The 22,731-nt window shown below is 62.1% G+C and carries 21 protein-coding genes and 1 riboswitch; of the genes, 7 read left to right on the top strand and 14 right to left on the bottom strand.

Features of this window, described 5'->3' with window-relative positions; all coding sequences use genetic code 11:
* Positions 1-47: 47 nt before the first annotated feature.
* Together EEQ99_RS19805 and EEQ99_RS19810 are read right to left on the bottom strand one after the other, a co-directional pair.
* Positions 48-1,001, bottom strand: coding sequence for a nucleoside hydrolase (locus EEQ99_RS19805; protein ID WP_028756566.1), 954 nt, complete (start codon positions 999-1,001; stop codon positions 48-50).
* Positions 1,002-1,072: 71 nt separating this feature from the next.
* Positions 1,073-1,492 carry a cobalamin biosynthesis protein gene (locus tag EEQ99_RS19810; protein WP_097542357.1) on the bottom strand — a complete coding sequence of 140 codons (420 nt, stop codon included), beginning with the start codon at positions 1,490-1,492 and terminating at the stop codon, positions 1,073-1,075.
* Positions 1,493-1,593: 101 nt separating this feature from the next.
* Here EEQ99_RS19810 and EEQ99_RS19815 point away from each other — a divergent pair, with 101 nt between their 5' ends.
* The 3 genes from EEQ99_RS19815 (at position 1,594) to EEQ99_RS19825 (ending at position 3,649) form a co-directional block, all read left to right on the top strand.
* Positions 1,594-2,379: a TSUP family transporter gene (locus EEQ99_RS19815; RefSeq protein ID WP_097542394.1), complete on the top strand. Its 786-nt coding sequence runs from the start codon at positions 1,594-1,596 to the stop codon at positions 2,377-2,379.
* A gap of 110 nt (positions 2,380-2,489) precedes the next feature.
* Positions 2,490-2,855 carry a nuclear transport factor 2 family protein gene (locus tag EEQ99_RS19820; RefSeq protein ID WP_028756563.1) on the top strand — a complete coding sequence of 122 codons (366 nt, stop codon included), beginning with the start codon at positions 2,490-2,492 and terminating at the stop codon, positions 2,853-2,855.
* Complete coding sequence (locus EEQ99_RS19825) at positions 2,855-3,649, top strand: helix-turn-helix domain-containing protein (protein WP_063475074.1); 795 nt, start codon at positions 2,855-2,857, stop codon at positions 3,647-3,649. The genes EEQ99_RS19820 and EEQ99_RS19825 overlap by 1 nt, the downstream gene beginning before the upstream one ends.
* A gap of 5 nt (positions 3,650-3,654) precedes the next feature.
* Here the strand turns inward: EEQ99_RS19825 and cobO are convergent, their stop codons facing one another.
* The 4 genes from cobO to cobU are packed head-to-tail and all read right to left on the bottom strand — an operon-like array spanning position 3,655 to position 9,718.
* Positions 3,655-4,305, bottom strand: coding sequence for a cob(I)yrinic acid a,c-diamide adenosyltransferase (gene cobO / locus EEQ99_RS19830; protein WP_028756561.1), 651 nt, complete (start codon positions 4,303-4,305; stop codon positions 3,655-3,657).
* Complete coding sequence (gene cobN / locus EEQ99_RS19835; protein WP_127430952.1) at positions 4,302-8,150, bottom strand: cobaltochelatase subunit CobN; 3,849 nt, start codon at positions 8,148-8,150, stop codon at positions 4,302-4,304. The genes cobO and cobN overlap by 4 nt, the downstream gene beginning before the upstream one ends.
* A 4-nt stretch (positions 8,151-8,154) precedes the next feature.
* On the bottom strand, positions 8,155-9,204 hold the full coding sequence (cobW, locus tag EEQ99_RS19840) for a cobalamin biosynthesis protein CobW (protein ID WP_097542355.1): 1,050 nt from the start codon (positions 9,202-9,204) through the stop codon (positions 8,155-8,157).
* A 4-nt stretch (positions 9,205-9,208) separates the two neighbouring features.
* Positions 9,209-9,718 (bottom strand): bifunctional adenosylcobinamide kinase/adenosylcobinamide-phosphate guanylyltransferase, encoded by a 510-nt coding sequence (gene cobU, locus EEQ99_RS19845; RefSeq protein ID WP_097542354.1) that lies wholly within the window; start codon positions 9,716-9,718, stop codon positions 9,209-9,211.
* A gap of 221 nt (positions 9,719-9,939) precedes the next feature.
* Positions 9,940-10,335, bottom strand: a riboswitch (cobalamin riboswitch).
* A 258-nt stretch (positions 10,336-10,593) separates the two neighbouring features.
* On the opposite strand from cobU, the gene EEQ99_RS19850 reads away from it, so the two are divergent.
* A complete protein-coding gene (locus tag EEQ99_RS19850; RefSeq protein ID WP_028756557.1) occupies positions 10,594-12,384 on the top strand; it encodes a chloride channel protein in 1,791 nt (596 codons plus the stop codon).
* Positions 12,385-12,412: 28 nt separating this feature from the next.
* On the opposite strand, the gene EEQ99_RS19855 is transcribed toward EEQ99_RS19850, so the two are convergent.
* The 3 genes from EEQ99_RS19855 to EEQ99_RS19865 all read right to left on the bottom strand — a co-directional run bounded on the left by EEQ99_RS19855 (position 12,413) and on the right by EEQ99_RS19865 (position 16,126).
* Positions 12,413-13,669 (bottom strand): adenylate/guanylate cyclase domain-containing protein, encoded by a 1,257-nt coding sequence (locus EEQ99_RS19855; RefSeq protein WP_063475077.1) that lies wholly within the window; start codon positions 13,667-13,669, stop codon positions 12,413-12,415.
* A gap of 133 nt (positions 13,670-13,802) precedes the next feature.
* A complete protein-coding gene (locus EEQ99_RS19860; RefSeq protein ID WP_097542353.1) occupies positions 13,803-14,573 on the bottom strand; it encodes an SDR family oxidoreductase in 771 nt (256 codons plus the stop codon).
* Between the two features lie 98 nt (positions 14,574-14,671).
* Complete coding sequence (locus tag EEQ99_RS19865) at positions 14,672-16,126, bottom strand: cobyric acid synthase (RefSeq protein ID WP_127430953.1); 1,455 nt, start codon at positions 16,124-16,126, stop codon at positions 14,672-14,674.
* A gap of 655 nt (positions 16,127-16,781) precedes the next feature.
* Here EEQ99_RS19865 and EEQ99_RS19870 point away from each other — a divergent pair.
* Together EEQ99_RS19870 and EEQ99_RS19875 are read left to right on the top strand one after the other, a co-directional pair.
* Entirely contained in the window at positions 16,782-17,783 is a 1,002-nt protein-coding gene (locus tag EEQ99_RS19870) for a glycine betaine ABC transporter substrate-binding protein (RefSeq protein WP_174824477.1), read from the top strand.
* 31 nt (positions 17,784-17,814) lie between these two features.
* On the top strand, positions 17,815-18,156 hold the full coding sequence (locus EEQ99_RS19875) for a hypothetical protein (RefSeq protein ID WP_063475079.1): 342 nt from the start codon (positions 17,815-17,817) through the stop codon (positions 18,154-18,156).
* 51 nt (positions 18,157-18,207) lie between these two features.
* Here EEQ99_RS19875 and EEQ99_RS19880 read toward each other — a convergent pair whose 3' ends face one another.
* From EEQ99_RS19880 to EEQ99_RS19890, 3 genes are all read right to left on the bottom strand, one after another.
* Positions 18,208-18,363 carry an entericidin domain-containing protein gene (locus tag EEQ99_RS19880; RefSeq protein WP_003560194.1) on the bottom strand — a complete coding sequence of 52 codons (156 nt, stop codon included), beginning with the start codon at positions 18,361-18,363 and terminating at the stop codon, positions 18,208-18,210.
* A gap of 100 nt (positions 18,364-18,463) precedes the next feature.
* A complete protein-coding gene (locus EEQ99_RS19885) occupies positions 18,464-19,405 on the bottom strand; it encodes a LysR family transcriptional regulator (protein ID WP_028756551.1) in 942 nt (313 codons plus the stop codon).
* 274 nt (positions 19,406-19,679) lie between these two features.
* Positions 19,680-20,288, bottom strand: coding sequence for a LysE/ArgO family amino acid transporter (locus tag EEQ99_RS19890; protein WP_063475209.1), 609 nt, complete (start codon positions 20,286-20,288; stop codon positions 19,680-19,682).
* Positions 20,289-20,388: 100 nt separating this feature from the next.
* Between EEQ99_RS19890 and EEQ99_RS19895 the strand changes: the two genes are divergently transcribed.
* Positions 20,389-21,282 (top strand): LysR family transcriptional regulator ArgP, encoded by an 894-nt coding sequence (locus EEQ99_RS19895; protein ID WP_028756549.1) that lies wholly within the window; start codon positions 20,389-20,391, stop codon positions 21,280-21,282.
* 39 nt (positions 21,283-21,321) lie between these two features.
* On the opposite strand, the gene EEQ99_RS19900 is transcribed toward EEQ99_RS19895, so the two are convergent.
* Both EEQ99_RS19900 and greA read right to left on the bottom strand, forming a co-directional pair.
* Positions 21,322-21,681: a hypothetical protein gene (locus tag EEQ99_RS19900; RefSeq protein WP_063475080.1), complete on the bottom strand. Its 360-nt coding sequence runs from the start codon at positions 21,679-21,681 to the stop codon at positions 21,322-21,324.
* A 93-nt stretch (positions 21,682-21,774) separates the two neighbouring features.
* The gene (gene greA / locus EEQ99_RS19905; protein ID WP_063475081.1) at positions 21,775-22,257 is read right to left on the bottom strand and encodes a transcription elongation factor GreA; all 483 of its coding nucleotides are present in this window, start codon (positions 22,255-22,257) and stop codon (positions 21,775-21,777) included.
* Between the last annotated feature and the right edge of the window lie 474 nt (positions 22,258-22,731).

The raw sequence follows: 22,731 nt of genomic DNA on the forward strand, positions 1-22,731 counted from the left end.
AATATCATCACGAAGGCCAGCCGCGGCGCAGCCGGCCTTCCCGGCCGTCAGGCGGCAAGCAGCGTGTTGCGGATGAGGTCGATGACCTTCTCCGATTCGATGCCGGTGCAGACGATCTGGCTCGGCAGTCCGTCCCAGTCTCCATTAGGCGGAAAATGCCGGCCGTCCCGCTTGACGATCGTCTGGCCATCGGCGATGCCGCCACAGACGACGCGCACAGCACCCGATATCGACGAGAACAGCTCGGGCGCCACGACATAGACGCCGGCGCAGCTGTCATGCACCATCATGCCGTCTTCGACCGCGTGCTTATAAAAATCGATATAGGACTGCGAGAGCGCGTCGAGCTGCTTGAGAGCCTTATCACCCCTCGCCGCCATCTCGCCGAGATAGCTGCGGCTCATCGTGGTGATCGCGGTGACGTCGAGGCCGATGACGGCCACTTTCCACGGCGCGGTCATGACGATGTCGGCAGCCTCGGGATCACCGTGAATATTGGCCTCGGCGACCGGCGAGACATTGCCCGGCACATAGAAATTGCCGCCCATGATAACGACGTCCTTGACCAGCGTCGCAATCTCGGGGTCTTCCTTCAGCGCCAGCGCCAGGTTGGTCATCCGGCCGACGGCGACGAGGCGGACCTCACCCGGGTTGGCGCGCACCGTGTCGATGATGAAGCGATGCGCCGGGCGCGCATCGAGCGGCAGGTCGATCGTTTCCGGCACGTCGATATCGCCGAGACCGTTGTCGCCATGCACCATGGCCGGCCACGGCCGCTCCGCACGCGAGGAATCGATGGTGACGCTGGCGCCCTTGGCAACCGGTGCCGCAATATTCCATTCGCGCTTGAGGAAGAGCGCATTGCGTGTCGTCGTCTCGACTGAAGCGTTGCCGAAGACCGTGGTAATGCCGAGAAGGTCGATCTCGGCATGACGGTGCAGGAAAAGAAGCGCCATGGCGTCGTCAACGCCAGGGTCGGTGTCATAGATGACCTTGTGCATGAGATATCCTCTAGATGTGAACCCGTGAAGCTGCCGGACGGCGCCGCGAATTGGCGCCACCATAACGTCGGCTAGGCTTTCTGCAACCCGCTGCGGGCAACTGCCGCCGTCGCATGCGCAGATTTGATCTTGGCGACGGCAAGCTCGGCATCCGGCCCCGCAGCCGCCAGCGCAGCTGCCTCGGCAACCCCATGGCAGCCGACGCGAGCAAAGACCTTCGCGGAGGGATTCTTGAGCCGCGGTGTCTCCTCTTCCAGCCGCGGCGCGTCGAAAAACACGACGGGCACGGAAAAATGCGCGGCAACGGCAAGGATCGCCGGCTCATGTCTCCGGCTTTCGATCGAGGCAATGGCTGCGAGTTCCGCAGCAGCAATACCGGCTGCGTCGAGCGCTGCGATCGCAAGCGCCAACACCTCGGCAGGTAGCGTCCCCCGCTCGCAACCGAGGCCGAGCACGTGGCGCCTCGCCCTACCGAAAGAGATATCGCTCATGGAAAACCGCCGAATGCGCCCTGCCCGTGTCCTCGCAGCCATTGCAGCTTGGTGCGGCAAATGCAACAAGGCCGTCCGAAATCCCTGCCTGGAATACCACCTTGCCCGATATCGCCTTCCATCTGCTTCTGCTGCTCTGCATCGCTGCCTTTTTTGCCGGTTTCGTCGATTCCATTGCCGGCGGCGGCGGCCTCGTCACCGTTCCCGTCATGCTGATCGCCGGCATTCCGCCGCTCCAGACCCTCGGCACCAACAAGGTGCAGTCCCTCTTCGGCGCCGCCTCGGCCACGATCGCTTATGCTCGCAAGGGCCATGTGGAGCTGCGTGAGCAATTGCCGATGGCGCTGATGGCCATCATGGGCGGCGCACTCGGCGCCGCACTCGCCACGATCGTGCCCGGTGAGGTGCTGGAGGCGATCATGCCGGTGCTGCTGGTGGCGATCGCGATCTTCTTTGCCGTCAAGCCGAACCTCAACGACCTCGACAAACACCGTCTCATCACACCCTTTGCCTTTGGCTTGACGCTTGTTCCGGTCATTGGCCTCTATGACGGCGTCTTCGGCCCCGGCACCGGTTCCTTCTTCATGCTGGCCTTCGTCACACTCGCCGGCTTCGGCGTGCTGAAGGCGACGGCCCACACCAAGCTTCTCAATCTCGGATCGAATTTCGGCGCGCTCATCGTCTTCACAAGCTTCGGCGCGATCCTCTGGAAGATCGGCCTGTTGATGGGCATCTGCCAGTTCCTCGGCGCGCAGCTGGGTTCCCGGCTGGCCATGCGCATCGGCGCAAAGCTCATCAAGCCTCTGCTCGTCTTCGTCTGCATCGCCCTTGCGGCGAAGCTGCTCGCCAACCCGGCAAATCCGCTGCGCATCTGGCTCGGCGCCTGACACGAACCCTCGACCATCTTCATTACCTCTGGCGTAATTGATACGGTACATCGCCTTCCCGCATGATCGGGCTGCCTGGAATTGACGGGCGATCAAGAGGAGATGACCTGATGAATGACGCAAACAACAACGCAGAGCGCTATCTCGCCGTCTGGAATGAGACGGATGCCGCTCGCCGCCGCGCCCTCATCGCCGAGAGCTGGAGCGAAGCCGCGACCTATATCGACCCACTGATGCGCGGTGAAGGCCATGAGCAGATCAATTCGCTGGTCGAGGCGGTGCAAAGCCGCTTCCCCGGTTTCCGCTTCGCCCTGATCGGCGCGGCCGACGGCTACGGCGATAACCTGCGCTTCTCCTGGGGGCTCGGCCCGGAAAATGGCGAAGCGCTGATCAAGGGCACAGATTTCGCCGAGCTCGAAGGCGGCAAGCTGAAATCCGTGCGCGGTTTCATAGATTTGCTGCCGGAAGCCGCCTGATGTCGCCGACCGCCCGCTCGCTTGGAGACCATCTGCGCGAATGGCGCCAGCGCCGCCGCATGAGTCAGCTCGACCTCGCGCTGGAGGCGGAGATCTCGCAGCGGCATCTGAGCTTCATCGAGAGCGGGCGCTCGACACCAAGCCGCGACATGCTGCTGCATCTTGCCGAACGGCTCGACGTGCCCCTTCGCGATCGAAACCCGCTGCTGCTCGCGGCGGGTTTCGCTCCTGTTTTTGCCGAACGCAAGCTGGATGATCCCGCACTGGAACCGGCCCGTCGCGCCATCGACATGGTGCTGAAAGGGCACGAGCCCTTCCCAGCAATCGCCATCGACCGCCACTGGACACTCATCGCAGCCAATGCGGCCATTGCGCCGTTGCTCTCAGGCGTTGCCGACCAGTCCTTGCTCTCGCCACCCGTCAACGTACTGCGCCTCAGCCTGCATCCACAAGGATTGGCGCCCCATGTCAAAAACCTCTCCGAATGGCGCGCCCACCTTATCAGCAGGCTGCGCCAACAGTTCTCGGCTTCGGGCGATCTAATGTTGGACAAGCTTTTGAAGGAGTTGCTATCCTATCCAGCGCCTAAAACTGCCGGCGAGGTCCATACCGACTATGCCGGCATCGCCGTTCCCCTTCAACTTTCGACCAAGGCCGGCCTGCTTTCCCTGATTTCGACAACGACGGTCTTCGGCACACCCGTCGACATCACGTTGTCGGAACTCGCGGTCGAATCTTTCTTTCCGGCGGATGAGGAAACGGCGGCCATCCTGCGCAGCCTCGCGCTCAGCTGACCGTCTCAGAACTCCACGCCGGGCTGGCCCTTGATGCCGGAGCGGAAGGGATGTTTGACGAGTTCCATCTCGGTCACCAGATCGGCGATCTCGATCAGTTCCTCCTTGGCGTTGCGCCCCGTCAGCACGACATGCGTCATCGCGGGCTTCTCGGTCTTCAGAAAGGCGACGACGTCGTTGATGTCGAGATAGTCGTAGCGCAGCGCGATGTTGATCTCGTCGAGCAGCACCATGGAATTGTTTTCGTCGCGGATCAGTTCCTTGGCCTTTTCCCAGGCGGCCGAGGCGGCCGCGACATCGCGGGCGCGGTCCTGCGTTTCCCAAGTGAAACCCTCGCCCATCGTGTGGAACTGGCAGAGATCGGAGAAATGCTTCTCGATCAGGTCGCGCTCGCCGGTCCACATCGCACCCTTGATGAACTGCACAACGGCCGAGGGCTTACCGTGGGCGATGTGGCGGAAGATCATGCCAAAGGCGGCCGACGATTTTCCCTTGCCCTTGCCGGTATGGACGATGATCAGGCCCTTGCCGTCGGTCTTAGTCGCCATGATCTTGTCGCGCGCCGCCTTCTTCTTCGCCATCTTCTCGGCGTGGCGCGCATCGTCCTTGCCGGTCCCGGCTTCTGCGATCTCGCTGTCAGGAGTCTCGTCACTCATTGGTTCACCTCATTCTGTTGTCTGGCGGCCAGGTCGAACTGGGCCGAATTGCTGCGCGGCGTCCAAAGACTGCGGTCGACGGCTTCGCGCAGCCGCTCCCTCATCTCGTCGAATGCAGCCGGGTTCTTCTCGATCATGAAATCGCGCACGGCGGGATCGGCGACGAAGGCCTGGTAGACCGCCTCGAAATGATGAGCGCCGACCGCCCCCGTCGTCGCCGAAAAGGCGAAGAGATAATCGACGGTGGCGGCAATCTCGGCCGCCCCCTTATAGCCGTGGCGCATGACGCCTGCGATCCATTTCGGATTGACGACACGTCCGCGCACGACGCGGCCGATCTCCTCCTCGAGCGAACGGATCACCGGCTTTTCCGGCCTGGAATGGTCGTTATGATAGATCGAAGGACGCGCGCCGGCGAGCTGTTCGGCCGCCGCCGCCATGCCGCCCTCGAACTGGTAGTAATCGTCGCTGTCGAGCAGGTCGTGCTCGCGATTGTCCTGGTTCTGAATGACGGCCTGCACCGAGCGCAGCCGCTCCTCGAACAGGCCGCGTTCGGCCTTGCCTTCCTCGCCGGCGCCATAGGCATAGCTGCCCCAGACGAGATAGGCTTCGGCGAGATCGGCGCGCCGCTCCCAGCCCTTTTCGTCGATCAGCGCCTGCAGGCCGGCGCCATAGGCACCAGGCTTCGAACCGAAGACCCTGTAGCCCGCCCGGCGCCTTGCCGAGACCTCGTCCAGACCGGCGGCGGCAAGCCTTGTGGCCTCGCCGCGCATGCGCGCTGCGATCGGATTGTCGGCCTCGTCCTCGTCAAGCGCGCCGACGGCGCGGATCGCCTTGTCGAACAGCGCGATCTGCTCGGGGAAGGCATCGCGGAAAAAGCCGGAGATGCGGAGCGTCACATCGACACGCGGCCGTCCGAGCATCGCCGGCGGGATGATCTCATAGCCGGTGACACGGCGCGAGCTCATGTCCCAGAGCGGCCTGACGCCGATCAGCGCCAAAGCCTGGGCGATGTCGTCACCGCCGGTGCGCATGTTCGACGTGCCCCAGGCCGTCAGCCCGAAGGAGACAGGCCATTCGCCGTGATCCTGCACATAGCGGCGCACCAGCAGCTCTGCGGACTTCTTGCCCAGCTCGTAGGCCGCCGGCGTCGGCACGGCGCGACTGTCGACCGAATAGAAATTGCGGCCGGTCGGCAGCACGTCGGGCCGCCCGCGCGTCGGCGCGCCGGAAGGCCCGGGCGCGACGAACCGGCCGTCGAGCCCTTTAAGCAGCCCGTCGATCTCGGCGGGGCCGCAGGCAAGGATGGAGGGCTTGAGGCGGGTGTCGATTTCGGAGAGTACCGATCTGGTTTGAGACCAGAAGGACGGGCAGTCCATCTCGCCGGAGACGAATTTTGCGGCCAGCAGTTCGATGCGCTCGACGGTGTCTCCATTGGTCCGCCAGGCGGCGTCGAGAATATCGGCGACGATTGCGGGCTTCGGCCGGGTCCAGGCAGTGGCCATGTCGCAATCGAGAGGGTCGAAGATAGAGGCACCCCGCACGACGCCGCTCAATCCAGCATCCGCCGCGATCGCCCGCTGCAGGCTCGCATCCCCGCCCTCACCCAGCCCGCGCGGCACCCGCGCCAGCGCCACGGTCAGATCGGTCAAGAGCCGCCCCTCGGGCGACACGCCGAACACATGCAGCCCGTCGCGGATCTGCATTTCCTTGAGGTCGCAGAGATAGGCGTCGAGCTTTTTCAGCGCCTCACCCTCGCTTTCGCCCTTCGTTATGCCGGCGTCGCGGTCGAGGCCGATATCGGCGACGAGATCGAGAATCTGCCGGCTGAGCAGGCGGATGCGGCGGGGATCGCCGCCGGAGGCCTCATAATATTCGTCGACCAGCGCTTCCAGGTCTTTCAGCGGCCCGTAACTCTCGGCCCGCGTCAAAGGCGGCGTCAGATGATCGATGATGACGGCAGCGCTGCGGCGCTTGGCCTGCGTGCCCTCGCCGGGATCGTTGACGATGAAGGGATAGAGATGCGGCAGCGGCCCGAGGATCGCCTCGGGATAGCAGCTTTCCGACAGCGCCAGCGCCTTGCCCGGCAACCATTCGAGATTGCCATGTTTGCCCATGTGGATGACGGCATGGGCAGCGAATTCGCGGCGCAGGAAAGCGTAGAAGGCGAGATAGCCGTGCGGCGGCACGAGATCCGGCGAATGATAGCTCTCCTTCGGATCGATATTGTAGCCGCGCGCCGGCTGGATACCGACGAGCACACCGCCGAACTGGGCAAACGGCAGAGCGAAAGCTGCCCTGCGAAAATATGGATCGTCTTCGGGATCGCCCCAACGGGCTCTCACCTCATCCTGAATCTGATCGGGAAGAGATTCCAGGAAGCCGTTGTAGAGACTCAGGGAAAGCGTCTCTCGGATGATCTTACCGTCATGACCGGAATTGGTCGGTCCTTCCATCAGATGGCGGATCAGCGCATCGCCGTCGGCCGGAATGTCGGCGACCGGATAACCCGCCGCCCGCATAGCCTTCAGCACTTCGATGGTGCCGGCCGGCGTATCGAGGCCGACGCCGTTGCCGAGCCGACCGTCGCGATTCGGGTAATTCGCCATGACGAGCGCGATACGCCGGTCGCCGGCGCAAGCCCTCCGCAGCCGCGCCCAGTTGGCGGCAAGCTCCGCCGTATAGCGCACCCGGCCGGCATCCGGTTCGCTGGCGACGATATTCGTCTCGACAGCCGCATCGTAACGCGCCGCCGTCTTGAAGGAGACAGCCCGCGCCAGCACCCGGCCGTCCACCTCTGGGAGCGCCACATTCATGCCGAGATCGCGCGCCGACAGGCCTTGCGAGGAAGCCGCCCACGCCTCCCTCGAAGAAGCCGACAGGATAGCCTGCAGTACGATCGCCTCATTCGCCTCCAGCACCGTTGGCTGCCGATCCGCACCCGGTGCCGAGACGGCAAAGCCAGTCGTGTTGATGACGACATCGGGCTTCAGTGCCGAAAACACGCTTTCGAGAATGCCTGTCGAAACGGGATCCTTGAGGCTATAGGCAAAGACCGGCAACGGCCGGAGGCCAAGTGCGACCAGCGCCTCGACCAGCGCCTCGATCGGCCCGGTCTCGCCGCTTTGGACGAGGGCGCGGTAGAAGCTGATAGCGACGACAGGGGAAGGTGTGGGTTCGATTCCCATCTTCTCCGTCGAGTTTGAGGTACCCCCCTCTGTCCTGCCGGACAAGGGGGCAGCCAGACCCGAAGACACCTCAGCAACAACCCGCCGCCACTCCTCAACCCCGATCAGCCCTCGCCCCGGCCACCAGATGCCGGCCTTCATCAGTGGCACCGCCGGCGCCGGCTTCTCCATGCCTGCCAGCATCGCCCCGGCATAGTCGAGGAAGGCCCGCGCATTGGCATCGCCACCCTCGATCAGATAGGCCCACAGCGCATTAAGATCCTCGAGATTAACATTGGAGAAAGGGACGAGCCCGGCATCCGGCTTCGCGTCACCCGGCAGCACCGCGATCAATGCACCGGCGCGGGACGCTGCCGCATGCAGCGCTTCCAGCGCATAATGGAAATAGCTGGCGCCGCCGAGTGCCCGCACGATAATCAGCTTGGCATGCCGCGCCGTGCGCTCGACATAGATATCGACCGACATCGGATGCTTGAGGCTCATCAGGCTGGCGAGCCGCAACGAATGCTGCCCACCGCGATCGCGATGGGCGGCCGCGATCGCGGCAAGCTCGCTGTCGGCGGCCGACAGGAACAGGATTTCGCCCGGCGTCTGCCCGAGGTCGATCGCCTCCTCGCCGTCGCTGATCGTTCCCTGCTGGGCCAGAAGCAGATGCATTGGTTTATGCCAGCTCTTCGATTGCCGTCCTCACCGCGTCCTGATCCATCTCGTGCAGGCCGATGACGACGAGGCGCGTCGTGCGCTTTTCGCCTGGAGCCCAGGCGCGGTCGAAATAATGATCGATGCGGCTGCCGACAGCCTGGAGCTGCAGGCGCATCGGCTTGCCGGCGATATCGACGAACCCCTTGAGGCGCAGCACGTCATGGGTTGATATGATCGTCTTCAGCTTCTCGACGAAGCCGGCGGGATCGGCAACGGGTCCGAGATCGACGACGAAGCTGTCGAACTCGTCGTGGTCGTGCGGCGCGCCGTCTTCATGCTCCAGCTCATGATGCGACTTGCGATTGGCGACATCGTCCTCGGTGCCGATACCAAGGCCGAGCAGGATGCCGGCCGAGACTTCGCCGTTCTTCGCCTCGATGATCGCGGGTTTGCGCACCGTGCGGGAGGCAACCTCGTCGCGCACCCTGATAAGACCTGCCGCGTCGATCAGGTCGGTCTTGTTGAGCACGATGAGATCGGCGCAGGTGAGCTGATCCTCGAACAGCTCCTCGATCGGGCTTTCGTGATCGAGCGATTCATCCTCGGCACGGCGCGCATCGACGGCATCATGGTCGTCGGCGAACCGGCCGGCGGCAACGGCGGCGCTATCGACCACCGTGATGACGCCGTCGACGGTCACTTGCGTGCGGATATCGGGCCAGTTGAAAGCGGCGACCAGCGGCTGCGGCAGGGCGAGGCCCGAGGTTTCGATGACGATGTGGTCGGGCCGCTGTTCGCGCTCGAGCAGCTTCGTCATCGTCGGAATGAAATCGTCGGCGACAGTGCAGCAGATGCAACCATTGGTGAGTTCGATGATGTCGTCCTCGGTGCAATTCTCCGCGCCGCAGCCCTTCAGCACGTCACCGTCGACACCGAGATCGCCGAATTCGTTGATGATGAGCGCGATCTTCTTGCCGCCGGCATTGGTGAGCAGGTTGCGGATCATCGTGGTCTTGCCGGCGCCGAGGAAGCCGGTGATGACGGTTGCAGGAATTTTCTGCTGGTTCATGAACTTAACCCTTCATTTTCAGCGGCAGGCCTGCCGCGATGAAATAGACTTCGGCGGCCTTCGCCGCGATCGATTGGTGCAGCCGGCCGGCATGATCGCGGAAATCCCGCGCCATGCGATTGTCAGGCACGATGCCGAGGCCGACCTCGTTGGAAACGAAAACGAGCCGCGCCTTCGCGGCGGCCAGGAAATCGGCGAGCGCTGCAAATTCCGCCGCCATGTCGCGCTCCTCCATCATCAGATTGGTGACCCAGAGCGTCAGGCAGTCGATCAGCACGATGCGTCCCTCGCCGTCGATGGCGCCAAGCTTGCCGACGAGATCGAGCGGCTCCTCATGCGTCGTCCAGGACGGACCGCGGTCGGCCTTGTGCTGAGTGATACGCGCCTGCATCTCCTCGTCCCAGGCCCGGCCGGTGGCAAGGTAGTGGCGGTCGAGGCCGGTCGCGGTGACGAGAGCTTCGGCGAAGCGGGATTTGCCGGAGCGCGCGCCGCCGAGGATGAAGATGATGGTCATGCTCAGACGCTCCTCAGGGAGGGTGCGTAGCCGTGGCTTGTTCCGAGTGCACCTTTTTCGACTGCTCGGGGGACCGAGTATTCGACATAACCGGCCGAAAGCACTCCTCTTGCAGGGCTGCTTGGAGGCGTCGCGAGCGCCGCACCAGGCCGCGCTGAATTCAATCGTTCAGCCAAGACAACCTCCGTGCTGGCAACGGGCGTGTGCCCAGGTGTGGGCTTCTGGCCCGGCACGTAATGGCAGGTCTCCTGGCTCGCGGTTATCGGCCGCGATCGGGGCAGACCGGAAACCGGTCGCCCTGATCGTGCCGGCGGATCATCCTCGCCTTCCCGGCTGCATTGGTGAAAAGGTGGACGATTCGTAGATTTAGAGGCGTCCGACCCCGGTTGATCACCATGCATCTCCAGTGGCTTTTCCGGCATATCGCCCATCCCGCCCGCTTGCATGATTGCAAGCCGCCGGCCGGAGGGGCTCGGTGCCGGATGGAAGACCCTGACCGCTCTACAGTCGCGGGGTCGGCTGTGATGAAGGCGCCCGGTTTGGGTCCGCCCCTTCACATTCCCTTTTCATCCGGAAGGGCGCAACACCGATCCGGAACCATCCGTTATGTCAGGATGGTCGGGCGACCATCCGTTGAGGGATGGTTAGGCAAGCCGGGGTGTGAAGTCAACCGGCCTTGACGGCCGGTCAGCTTCCGAGCAGATGGCCCAACCCTGTCAACACGACTTACTCTACCTAAAATATCGTCATTTATCAGAGGCTTACGTCATAAATATTTGTCCCGGGCGCCGGCTTTTCGCCGCAATTGCGTCGCAAGCGGACTGCGCGACCATCTCCGCCCTTGACCGGGCCTCTCCCCGCCTAGTTGTCTAGCCATGCTTATGAAATTGGATCGGCGCCGTTTCCGGGCGCTGCGTGTTTTCTTCGATCCGGGCCGCCTGCGGGCGCTGACCCGCCGCAGCGAGGTCGGCCTGTCACTGGCGGGCGCCGTCGTCGGCATCATCTCGGGTCTCGCCGTCACCGGTATGAGCTACGTCTCCAGTGAGTTGCATCAGCTGGTCTTCGGCATCGCCGATAGCGAGCGGCTGAGCTCATCCGAGATCGAGAACAAGATGCTGCTGCTCACCGCGCCCGTCATCGGCGGCGCTCTGCTCGGCCTGTTGCTCCTGGTGCTGGCGAAACGGCGCAAGAAGCCGATGGTCGACCCGATCGAAGCCAATGCGCTGCATGGCGGCCGTCTATCCTTGACCGACAGCATCATCGTTGCCGTCCAGAACCTGATCTCCAACGGGTTCGGCGCCTCGGTCGGACTGGAGGCCGGCTATACCCAGCTTGCCGCCGGCCTTGCCTCGAAATTCGGCCTGAAGCTGCAGCTTCGCCGCTCCGACCTGCGCATCCTCGTCGGCTGCGGCGCGGCGGGCGCCATCGCCGCCGCCTTCAACGCGCCGCTGACCGGCGCCTTCTATGCCTTCGAGCTGATCATCGGCACCTATACGATCGTGTCGCTGACACCCGTCGTCGTCTCAGCTCTCATTTCCACCCTTGTCGCAAGGCTGCTTGCCGATGGTGATTTCACCATCGATATCGGCAGCTTCGGCTCGGTCGTGCCGGCCGATTATATCCCGGCGCTGCTGCTCGGCGCCTTCTGCGCCGGCATCGGTATCCTGATCATGCAGGGCGTCTCCTTCGTCGAGGAACTGGCGCGCAAGAGTTCGATCGCCCCACCCTTCCGCCCGGCGCTCGGTGGCGTCATCGTCGGGCTCTTGGCGATGATCTCGCCGCAGGTGCTCTCGGCCGGCCACGGCGCGCTGCATCTCAACCTCTCCCGCGAGGTGGCGATCCCGACACTGATCGGTCTCTTCCTGTTGAAATCCCTGGCCTCGGCGATCTCGATCGGCTCCGGCTTCAGGGGCGGCCTGTTCTTCGCCTCGTTGTTCATGGGCGCCCTGCTCGGCAAGCTCTTTGCCTATTGCGGACCCTATTTCGCCGATGCGACGCTGACCCCCGTCATCTATGCCGTGGTCGGCATGAGCTCGCTTGCCGTCGCCGTTATCGGCGGACCGCTGACCATGACGTTCCTGGCGCTCGAAATCACCGGCGATTTCCCGATCACCGCGCTGGTGCTCGCCGCCGTCATCACCTCGTCCCTCGTCGTACGCTCGACCTTCGGCTATTCCTTCGCCACATGGCGTTTCCACCTGCGCGGCGAAAGCATCCGCAGCGCCCACGATGTCGGCTGGATTCGCAACCTGACGGTGGACAAGCTGATGCGCGCCGACGTCAAGACGGCAAAAGCGAGCATCTCCCTGGAAGAATTCAAGCAAGCCTTCCCGATCGGCTCGGTCCAACGCGTCGTCCTCGTCGAGGAGAGCGACAAATATGCGGGCCTCGTGCTGGTGCCGGAGATTTACGCCAATCCGACCGACGCACAGGACGAGGGCAAGACGCTTGCCGATTTCATCCACTACCGCAACGATTTCCTGCAGCCGCAGATGAATGCCAGGCAGGCGGCGGCGATCTTCGACAAGAGCGAAAGCGAAGCTCTCGCCGTCGTCAACAACCTGATCGAACGCAAGGTGATCGGCCAGCTCAGCGAAAGCTATACGCTACGCCGCTACAGCGAGGAACTCGACCGCCGCCGCCGCGAGGTCTCAGGCGAGATTTAAGCGTCGTCGCGCCGACCGGATCGTCGTTTCAGGATACCATGTCGGCGAGCTTGAACACGTTTACCGCTTTCGAAACCCCGCGCAATTCGAAAGATCCCAGACAGTCGTTGGCGACGGCACAGGTGACGGCGAAGCTTTCCGACATCAGAAGGTGATGTCCGAGCGCGCCGCAGAGTTTTTCAAGCCGCGAAGCCTCGTTGACGGCGCTGCCGATAACCGTGAAATCAAGCCTGCCGCGTGCGCCGATATTTCCGTAGAAGACCTCGCCGAGATGCAGCACGACATCGACGCCGATGTCAGGACCTCCATCATTCCTCCGCTGACCATTCAGCACCTTGTTGGCTTCTAGAATATTCCTTGCGGAAGCCAGTGCGGCCATGCAGGCCTTTTGCGGGTCTTCAGCATCTGTCGGAAAGATCGCCAGCACGCTATCGCCCATGAACTTGAGGATCTCGCCCGAATTTTCCTCGACATGCCAGCCGATCAGCTCGAAATGTTCATTCAGAAACCCGGCGATTTCGCCCGGCTGATAGATCTCGGTCAGCGCCGTGAAGTTTCTCAGGTCAGCAAGCAGGATTGCAGCATTGATCGCCCCTCCCTTTCCCCTCTGAATATCGCCTGCAAGGATGCGTGCACTTGTCTTGGCGCCTGTATAGACGGCAAGGATATCCGATGCGGTTTTCGATGCCGCAATGCGATAACAAGCCAGCCCCAGCGCTGGGAAGAGCTTCGCGACGATCGCCAGTTGATCATCCGAAAATCCGCCCGGCCTATCGCTTGTGAGAGACAGACTGACGCCACGCAGCGCAGCCTCCTTCGGGAATTCCAGCAGGCTGACCAGGTGATCCGTGCCGCCGGCATGCGCGAATTCTGCAAGCTGCGGGTAGTCATTGACACCCTCACCCTTGGCGATGTTCCATCGACCTGATGTTTCGCCGCGGCCCAAAAGAAAATAGATCGGCGTCTTCTCGAAATTCAGCACTGCCGCACTGCCATATTCGGCATTCTCGATAGTGGTCGCACCGCCGCGCACGAAATTGGCCGAGACGCCGCCATACATGGGATGAATAGACGGCATCGAGATGCTTCCCCGCCAGATCGGAAAGCCATCCGCGATCAGCCGATCGCACAATCCGGCTATCAGCTCGCCAATATGCTCAGCTGTGATTCCATGTTCTATAAGCCACTGAATATGATTGTTAATTTCCGAACCTCCAAATGACCGACGCAGATTATGGTCGGAAATCGGGCAAATGGACGGCGATGACCACCGGGGTTGCCACATCAACCAATAGTCGAGTCAGGCAGATATTTCTAGCCGTGGTCTCCGGCAACGACAATCAGTCATTCGCCTGCCGACGAGGAGCTGTGAGAGTGCCGCAGAAGTGAAAGATGGTGCCGCAGCGCCTACCGATATCTCACATCCTGACTGTCATGCCGCCGTCCACCGTCAGTACGTGGCCGTTGACGAAGGAAGCGGCGGCGCTTGCCAGAAAAAGCGCCGCGCCGGCGATCTCGTCCGGCCGTCCCCAGCGCTGAACCGGTATACGCTGGCGCACAAAGGGCATCAATTCCTCGTTCGCAGCCATCGCCGCGTTCGTCTCGGTGGCAAACCAACCGGGCGCAATTGCGTTGCTGGTGATGCCGTGCGGGCCGAATTCGACCGCCATGCCGCGCATCAGGCCGGTCAATCCCTGCTTGGCTGCCGGATAGACGCAGTCACCGGGCATGACGACATGGCCGCTGATCGAGGTCACCGCGATCAGGCGGCCGTGATTGCGTCGCTTCATCAATACGGCGGCGTCGCGCGAAAGCGTCATGGCCGCCGCCAGGTCGGTGCGAAGCAGCTCGATGATGGCATCATCGTCGAATTCAGCCAGAGGCCGCCTGTCGCGGGCGCCGACATTGTTGATCAAAATGTCGAGACGGCCATGGATCTTGTCAATATCGGCGATCACAGCACGCTGTGCCTCGCGGTCGGCGATATCGAATGCGACGGCCTCCGCCGTGCCACCCGCAGCCCGGATGGTCCTGACCGCGCCTTCCAGCGTCGCCGCCGTGCGTCCGTTGACGATGACATGCGCCCCGGCCTCAGCAAGGGCGCGCGCCATCTCGAAGCCCAGACCGCGGCCGCCGCCGGTCACCAGCGCCACCTGACCTGCCAATGAAAATCTATCCAATATGCTCATGGTTTTCGTCGCTCTCAAAGGGTCCGCCGCGACAATTAATGGACTCAGTCAACTAATTTGGCAAGAGCAGAACGGCGACATCCGTGACGCATCCTGGCCTAACCGAGCAGCCCGGCCAGCCAACGCGGATCGAGGTGACGTTCCAAATCTCCGGCGACCTCGTCGAGCGCCTGGTCGACACTCTCGTGGTAGTTCCGCCGCTCGCCCGAGAGCCCAAAGCTTTGAAGCAGCCGGGCGCGGTAGGCGTCGCTGCCGAACAGCCCGTGCAGATAGGTGCCCATGATCCGGCCGTCGGCCGAAAGCGCCCCGTCAGGCGTGCCGTCGATAATCGCCGAAGGCCGGTCGCAATCCGGGCCGCGGGTGATGCCGAGATGGATCTGGTAGCCGGCCAGCGGCGCGTCGTATTCGGTCGAGCGGGCATGGCTGTTGCGCACGGTTTTCTCCGGCGCCATCTCGGTCTCGACGTCGAGAAGCCCAAGCCCCGGCGTCTCGACCGTCCCGCCCTCGAGCCCAAGCGGATCGTGCACCGTCCGGCCGAGCATCTGGTAGCCGCCGCAAATGCCGATCACCCGGCCACCGCGCCTGACATGCGCCTGGAGATCGCGGTCCCAGCCTTGAGCCCTGAAGTCGGCGAGATCCGATATCGTCGATTTCGAGCCGGGAAGGACGACCAGGCCTGCATCGGCAGGCAGCCGTTCGCCTGATCGCACGAAGACCAGTTCGACATCCGGCTCGGTTCTCAGCGGGTCGAGATCGTCGAAATTGGCGATGCGCGGCAGCACCGGCACGGCGATCTTCAGCGCACCCGCCTCGCCCCGCGCCAGACGTTCGAGCACGACCGAATCCTCGGCCGGCAGGCGCGCCGCGCCCGGCAGCCACGGCACCACGCCGAAACATGGCCAGCCGGTGAAGCCTTCGATGGCGCGAATGCCGTCGTCAAACAGCGAGACGTCGCCGCGGAACTTGTTGATGATATAGCCCGCAATCATCGCCCGGTCGCCATCGTCGAGGATCGCATGCGTACCGACCAGCGAGGCGATGACGCCGCCGCGGTCGATATCGCCGACGAGGACGACAGGCACGCCGGCCCGTGTCGCAAAGCCCATATTGGCGATATCACCGGACCTGAGATTGATCTCAGCCGGCGACCCCGCTCCCTCGACGATAACGAGGTCGGCGCCCGCAGCCACTTTTTCGAAACTCTCGAGCACGGCGCCGAGCAGCTGCGGCTTCAGTCGCTGGTAATCGCGCCCCTTCGCCTGTCCGAACACCCTGCCCTGCACGATGATCTGGCTGCCGTTTTCCGATTGCGGCTTGAGCAGCACCGGGTTCATGTGCACCGAGGATGGCGTGCGCGCCGCCAGCGATTGCAGCCACTGCGCCCGGCCGATCTCGCCGCCATCATCGGCGACTGCTGCATTGTTCGACATGTTCTGCGGCTTGAACGGCCGGACGGCCAGACCGCGATTGGCCGCCAGCCGGCAAAGGCCAGCGACCAGCACCGTCTTGCCGACATCCGAGCCGGTTCCCTGCAGCATGATTGCTCTTGCCATGGTGGCTCGCATCCGTCTTCTGTTCAGCGAGGCCTACAATGGACAGCAATCCCGGGTCAAGATTTGGCCCGGGTCAAGCTCCGCCCGCAAACGCGAAAACCGCGCATGGCCTTGGCTCTGCGCGGTTTGCCGAAAACTCAGGCGTCTTCACCCTTACACGGCGAAGCTCGCTTTCTCCGGTACGCACTACCTGAACCAGAGAAGTGGCGGTCATTGCCGCCACGACCCAACTGATAACGGCACATTCTTACCGGAGAGTTATTGAAGGCTTACGCAAATGTTAATTTTGATCTTTTTTGACATCCTCGTCGAAATTTCTGCCGGAGATCCGCCGCCGATCGCGAACAGCGTGCATTTCGCCCGAGGGCGCCATTTTCGGGATGATGTCATAAATTCTTCGAATTCAATCATTTAGTCACGCAACCATGAGCAGAAGACGGTTGATTTCTCCGAGCGAACGCGTAGGCTTCATCCAAATACGCCATTGTTGAACATGGCCTGCGACGAGCTGCCGGAGCCGCAAGGACGGACGGTGCCGATGAACCGGAAAAGCCTGCACGGCATCGCCCGGCAGACATTTTCGCTTCGGGTGCCGGAGAGATTTTTCGGTGGATTTCAGAGCCTGCTGCGCGTCCGCCTGAGAAGAATTCGGGGAATGACGATGAAGACGTTTCTGATTCCGGCCGTCTTTGCCGCGGCTCTTTCCACCGTTGCGCCGGCCGAAGCCGCCGAATGCGGCAGCGTTTCGATCGCCGAAATGAAATGGGCTTCGGCAGGCATTGCCGCAAGCTTCGACAAGATCATCCTGGAAAACGGATATGGCTGCTCCGTCACCATCGTCGACGGCGACACCCTGCCGACCTTCGCCTCGATGAATGAAAAAGGCACCCCCGACATTGCCTCGGAATACTGGATCAATTCGGTGAGGTCCCTGCTCGATCAGGCGGTCAACAGCGGCCGGCTGGTGCAGGGAGCCGAGATCCTGGCCGACGGTGCCGTCGAGGGCTGGTGGATCCCGAAATTCATCGCCGACGCCCACCCCGACATCCGCTCGGTCGAGGACGCGCTGAAACATCCTGAACTGTTTCCCGCCGAGGACGATCCGTCGAAGGGCGCAGTCTACAACTGCCCCGCCGACTGGAGTTGCCAGATATCCACCGCCAACCTGTTTAAGGCGCTTGCCGCCGATAAGAAGGGTTTCGAGCTCGTCGAAACCGGCAGCCCCGAGAGGCTCGACGCCTCGATTGCGCATGCCTTCGAAAACAAGGTCGGCTGGCTAGGCTATTACTGGGCGCCGACTGCCATCCTCGGCAAATACGACATGACGCGCCTGAGCTTCGGTGTCGGCCACAACAAAAACGAATGGGACCGCTGCACCGCCGTTGCCGGCTGCGCCAGACCTGAAGTCAATTCCTACCCGGTCTCACGCGCCTTTACGCTGATGACCAGGTCCTTCGCCAGCCGGGCGGGGCCCGTCGCGACCTATCTCAAGACCCGCAAATGGGACAATGAGACGATCAATCAGGTGCTTGCCTGGCAGGACGAAAACCGCGAAAGCAACGAGGATGCCGCGATCTATTTCCTTCGCAATTACGAGGGTCTGTGGACGAAATGGGTGCCGGCCGATGTAGCCGAGAAGGTCAAGGCAAGTTTATAACGGTAATAACACCATTACCACGGGCGATTCGATGATTCCCTTTCCCGACCGCGATACCGTTGCGGAAAAGCTCGCCGCCCTGTCGGAGGCCGACAAGTCATACCTGGCGCTGCTCATGGAAAACGCTGCCCAGGACGACAATCTGCTCGACGGGCTGCGCCGCCATCTCGATCTTGCCGCCGGATCGCGTTTCCTGAACTCTTTGAAACTCGAAAGTCTTGGGATGTGGCTCGGGACTCAGGCGCCCGGCCGGTTGCAGATCCGGCTGACGGAAACCGCCCGCTCCAGCCAGCATCCCGCCTACCAGGCGTTCCGGACCGGCCTTAGCCGATCCGGCGGGCTGGAAAAGGTTTATCCCCCGGTCAACACTTGATTCCCCGGTCAGCACCTGATCTGGCGATCCCAGCAGCAATCTGAATAGTCGTTACTTCTTCGCGGCGCGGTCGACCGAGCGGCCGGCATCCTGGGTGGCGTTCACGGTGTTTGCCGTATCTTTCCCTATGCCGCGGATCGTGTTGCCGCAGGAGGAAAGGGCAAGAAGAACCATAAAAGCTGCGGCAATTTTGGCCGTTGTCGTCATCTCGGATATCCTTGTTTGAAATCAACCCCGAACGGCGACAAAATGCCGTCCGCGCCAATAACGCGCGACAAACCAAAAGGTTCACTGGCTGAAAGGCCCCTCAGGCGGCGACTGCCTTTGCCCGTTCGGCAAAGGCGCTGCGAATGCTGTCGGCCACCGTCTCGATCGGCCCCGACATCTGTGAGGCGGTCAGCAGACGGATATCGAAGGCGCCAAGTTCCGGCAGACCTTCATTCGGGCCGAGGAGCGCCATGTCCTCGTTGACATAGGAAAGCGGCAGCGGCGCGATGGCAAGATCGGAGAGCACGGCGGCGCGCTGCGCCATGGTATGGCCGCTGAGATAGGCGACGCGATAGGGCCGCTTGTTGCGTTCGAGCTGGGTCAGTGCCTCCTGGCGCCAGATGCAACCGTCCTCCCAGATCGAGATCGGCAGGGGATCGCGGCGATGGGCCGAACCACACCTGGCGCCGGCCCAGACCAGCCTCTCGCGGTAGACCACCTCGCCACCGGTCGGGAACGGCCGCGTCGCACAGTTGATCAACGCCAGGTCGAGCCGTTGCTCCTCCATGCGCTTCTTCAGCCCGATGCTCATGTCGATCGTCACGTCGACCATGATGCCGGGATAGCTCTCGGCGAAACTCTTCAGGATGCTCGGCAGCAGCCGTTCGCCGATATCTTCCGGCGCGCCGAGCCGCACGACGCCGCTGAGCTCCGGCATGATGAAGCGCGACACCGCCTCGTTCGACAGCGCCAGGATGTTGCGGGCGTAGGACAGCAACATCTCGCCGTGGCGCGTCAGGGATACCGAGCGGGCGTCGCGCAAAAATAGCGTCGCACCAAGCTGTTCCTCGAGCTTCTTGATTTGCATCGACACTGCCGATGGCGTGCGGAAGACCGCTTCCGCGGCGGTCGAAAAATTGCCTGTCTCGGCGATGGCCACGAAGGTCCGCAGCACATCGTTGTCAAGCAGCGGAATGGGACGGCGAAAGGGAATGCTCATCGTCACATCTTTCAATTTTTCTGATTTATAACCGCATATCATTTTGTTTGATTGAATGTCAATCGACCGGATATCTTCAGTGTCGGCAGCAATGATGCCAGCAAAGGAGGCCGGACATGACGCAATCAAGCACCTGGAATATCGTACAGGCCCTTTCCGCATTCAAGTCGCAGAGGCGCAGGGATGCAAACCATGAATATGCGATCCGGCAGTTAAAGCGTTTTCCGTCGCATCTGCTGGCGGATTGTCAGCGCGAAATGGAATTGAGCACCCTTGCCTCGGCCGCCGAAGTGGATGATCGACGATCGAACGGCGGTCACATGCCGCCCAGCAGCTTGAAGGCGATCACCCACATCGTGAAAGCGACGAGCGTTTCCAGCATCCGCCAGGACGAGGGCTTCGAGAAGATCGGCCGCAACCATGTTGCGCCATATCCGAGCGAAAAGAAGAACAGGAAGGAACCCGTCACCGCGCCGGCGGCAAACGAAGTCTGCTGCCCGGGGTAACGTGTGGATATCGTGCCGAGCAGCACGACCGTATCGAGATAGACATGCGGATTGAGCCAGGTGAGCGCGAGGCAGGTCATGAGCGTCTGCCGGAAACTCGCCGTTCTGGCCTCCGCCGCCGTGAGGGTAGCGGACGACCGCAAGGCCGAATAGAGGCTTCTTGCCCCGTACCAAACCAGAAATGCGGCTCCGCCGTAGCGCATGACGGGATCGAGCCAGGGCATGAACCTGGCGATTTGCTGCAGGCTGGTCACCCCAAGCACGATCAGCGCCGCATCGGAGACAGCGCATGCGAGGCAGACGGCAAAGACATGTTCGTTGCGCAAGCCCTGGCGGAGGATGAAGGCGTTCTGCGCGCCGATGGCGACAATCAGGCTGAGGCCCATCATCAGGCCGGTTATATAGATCGAAAAATTCATCGCTTCGGCCAACGCCCCTTAATTCGCTAGGGTTGCGCTACCGCGATTACGAGAATTAGGCTAATTAATCCAACTAACTCCGATTAAGCGAAACTAATCCATGCTCGACTATCCCGCGCTGCGCGCCGTCGCAACCATTGTCCAGACAGGCAGCTTCGAAAGAGCGGCGGCCGTCCTGAACGTGACGCCTTCGGCCGTTTCTCAGCGCGTGAAACAGCTGGAAGAGCGTCTCGGCGCCGTTCTCATCGTCAGAGGCACGCCGTGCACGGCGACGGAAAAGGGGGAATGGCTTTGTCGCCATGTGGAGAATGTCGGCATGCTCGAAGCCGAACTCTTCGGGCAGCTGCCGGCTCTCGTCGATCCCGACGAGCCCAGCCAAAGGGTCACGCTTCAAATCGCCACGAATGCTGACAGCCTCGGGACATGGTTCGTCGAGGCCATGTCGAATTTCGCCAAAAGCTCTTCCTATCTGCTGAACATCGCCGTCGACGATCAGGATCATACCGCCGAATGGCTGCAGCGCGGGCGGGTGATCGCCGCCGTCACCAGCCTGGAAAAGCCGGTTCGCGGATGCCGGCGTTTTGCCCTTGGGTTTCTGCGCTACCACGCCACGGCAACCCCCGAATTCGTCGCGCGCCACTTTCCGCAGGGCGTGACATCGGAGGCGATACGCAACGCTCCAGCGCTGACCTTCAATCAGAAGGACAGGCTCCAAAGCAGCTGGATCAGGCGAACGTTCGGACGCGATCTCGATTATCCCACCCACTGGCTGCCGTCGCCGCAGAGCTTCGTCGAGGCGAGTCTTTCGGGCATGTGCTGGGGAATGAACCCGACCCAGCTGACCCACGAGCATCTCGCATCCGGACGGCTGGTCGAACTGGTGCCCGACACGCCGCTCGATGTCCCGCTCTACTGGCAGATAAACCGCCTCGCCGCCGACCGCTTGGCGGACCTGACGCGTGAAGTCGTCACGGTGGCCAAGCGCCGTCTTTGATGCATCACTTAAAGATACAGCAGGACCGAGTGCGCTTTGTCAGACGTAAGCCGTGCGGTTGCCGAACTCGCTGGTCTCGTCAAAATTCTTCGTGCCGATGCGCTCGCTTTCGCCGGAGAATTCTCCAGAAGCTTCATCGGCGGGCTTCGATGCGGCAGACGACTGAGATTGGCTGCTTTCGCTCGCTTCGAGCTTGGCGATCTTGACTTCCAGCGTATCGATGGATTTTTGGATCGTGGCCTTCTCTTGCTCGTCCTGCGTCTGCTCCAGGTCTGCCTTCTTTTCGGCAAGCTGGGCCTCGAGAGAGGCAAGCTGATCCGACGAACTCGAAGACGAGGTTGAAGCGACGGAACTCAAAATTGTGGATGCGGAACTGGAAATTGCGCTGACCATGAGCATGACTTTCGATGATGGAATGTCACCGTTCTAGCCAGGGAGAGTAAAGGTTCGATAAATAAAGTACCGAATAGTACCACAATAAATATCGCGCTCTTATGCGATGGCGATGATCTCCAATTCCTGGCCGCCCGCCTCCACCGCATCGCCGACAGCCTTGCCCATCAAAAGCCGCGCCACCGGCGAGACGTAGGAAATCGATCCGGCCTTGGGATCGGCTTCATCCTCCCCGACGATCCGATAGGTCTGCACGCGCCCGTCATCACGGCGGAAGGTCACCGTGGTGCCGAAGGCGACGGCGTCGATTGACGTAGGGTTAGGCATGATCTGGGCGGTGCGAAGTCTTGCCGCTAAGTAGCGAAGATCACGCAAGGGATTGGCCGTCTGCCGCCGCCGCTCGTTCACGTCTTCGATCGTGCTCGCAGCATCATAAGCTTCGCGGGCCTGCTGGAATTGCAGCTCCAAAGCCTTCAGCCCCGCCTCCGTGACAAGGTTGGGGTGCGGCGAAATCGGACGGTCGGGCAGCAGGGTTTCCGAAGCGGTTTCGAAACTCTCTTCCTTGGTGAAGGCGACGGCCAATCTCGAACTCCGTTTTAGGCGCAGTGCGCGCGCTTTATCGCTGGCGGGGCGAATGCCCCATCTGTTTGTCGGCACCCTACATACACCGACTGCAGACGAACCGCCAATCTTGGCTCATCAGCCGCCACTAGCTTGGGGGTGCCGTGCTCTGTTCGTTTCGTTTGGCCGGACGAGCGATGGCCGCACCGGCGTGACGTTCGAGCTGCGATTGATGGCGAAAGACCATGACGCATCCGCCCGAGAGATCGTGAATGCCCTGTCAAAGGCGCATGACGTCGCGGATTTCTCGATGCAGTCGACGACGAACTAAACCTCCATTCCCTTCATTTCGACACGTGCTCGGGTTTTGACCTTGCCCCCAAGTTTTATCCAGTTTTGAGTTCGCTCCGGCGGTTTTGGGTTGCTGTGTTCGGGGCGGTAGCGGCGGGTTGCGGTGCGGAGCCATTTCGGCTGCGCAGCACCGCATCACGTCGC

Origin of the sequence: Rhizobium anhuiense (assembly GCF_003985145.1) — a bacterium.
Classification (GTDB): Bacteria; Pseudomonadota; Alphaproteobacteria; order Rhizobiales; family Rhizobiaceae; genus Rhizobium; species Rhizobium anhuiense.